The following is a 1,136-nucleotide window of genomic DNA, read 5'->3' as shown; positions in this document are numbered from 1 at the left end:
AAAGGGGCGGGTTTCTTTGTCGGTGGTTTGTTGTTGTCTTGGGTGGGTTGCCACAGGTCGGTGTTTATTAGGGCAAGTGTGCTTACATTAGTGTTTGTTTGCAGCATGATCTGGCTAGAAGCCGATATGGGCAAAGCGAAAAATAAGCCTAAGTTTAGCCACATCTTTTCTAAGTCTGAATCGGTCAACATCTTGTCCGCAGCGCGCATGTTCCTGTTTGGTGCGCGGGATGTCTGGTTTGTGGTGGCTTTGCCGGTTTATCTCGGCAGCGTATTTGGCTGGGATCACTTGTGGGTTGGTGGCTTTTTAGCATCATGGGTGATCGCGTATGGCTTTGTGCAAGGTTTTGCGCCGCGCATTACGGGTAAAGCGCAAGGTCGCGTGCCTGATGGAAGTGCGGCATTGGTGTGGGCGGGGATTCTTGCCTTAATCACGGGCGGGATTGCTTACGGAGTACAAATTGGTTGGCAGCCGGAAATCGTGATTGTGGTTGGGCTGATGATTTTTGGTGCGGTCTTTGCCATTAACTCTTCGTTGCATTCGTACCTGATTGTGAGCTATGCCAAAGGCGACGGCGTCTCGTTGGATGTCGGTTTTTACTACATGGCCAACGCCATGGGACGTTTGATTGGCACGGTATTGTCGGGGTGGATTTACCAAGAAGCAGGACTAGCGGCGTGTTTGTGGGTCTCTTTCGCTTTCTTGGCGTTGACAACGTTGATTTCGATTAAGTTACCCAAAGCTAATATCGCTACGGCTTAGTTCTGATGAATGTGATGGGCTGAACAGAACATCGTGAATAAAAATGGCTCCAATCGGGAGCCATTTTTTATGTCTGCATATTATGAGCAGAAGCGTCCAAGCTTTGCAGGTTGCGTCATTTTGATTTCGTCGTCTAACGAGCGGTAGACAATCGTATTCCAGATTTCGCCATTATCCATTTCAAATTCAATCGCATAATTCATGCCGCTTACCACCTGAGTGCGAACACTGAGGATTTGCTTTAACTTAGCGGAAGTGTTCATTTGCGCGAGTACCACATCAAGCAATGGTTGCGCTTCATCGGTCATGTCACTTTGTGACCATCCGCCGGGCAGTTTTTCTAAGTTACAGATTGGGTTCGCTTCCGGTTGCGA

1 protein-coding gene and 1 pseudogene are annotated in these 1,136 nt (G+C 48.6%); one reads left to right on the top strand and one right to left on the bottom strand.

What is annotated here, in order from left to right:
* Window positions 1-762: pseudogene (locus tag R7Q38_RS24300) on the top strand (MFS transporter); the annotation flags it as partial.
* Window positions 763-842: 80 nt separating this feature from the next.
* Here the strand turns inward: R7Q38_RS24300 and R7Q38_RS24295 are convergent.
* A partial coding sequence (locus tag R7Q38_RS24295; RefSeq protein WP_318114633.1) for a cystatin family protein occupies window positions 843-1,136 on the bottom strand: 294 nt, incomplete at its 5' end.

Origin of the sequence: Vibrio sp. Vb0598 (genome assembly GCF_033338935.1) — a bacterium.
In the GTDB taxonomy this organism is placed as follows: domain Bacteria; phylum Pseudomonadota; class Gammaproteobacteria; order Enterobacterales; family Vibrionaceae; genus Vibrio; species Vibrio alginolyticus.
This window is presented reverse-complemented; position numbering and strand designations above follow the sequence as displayed.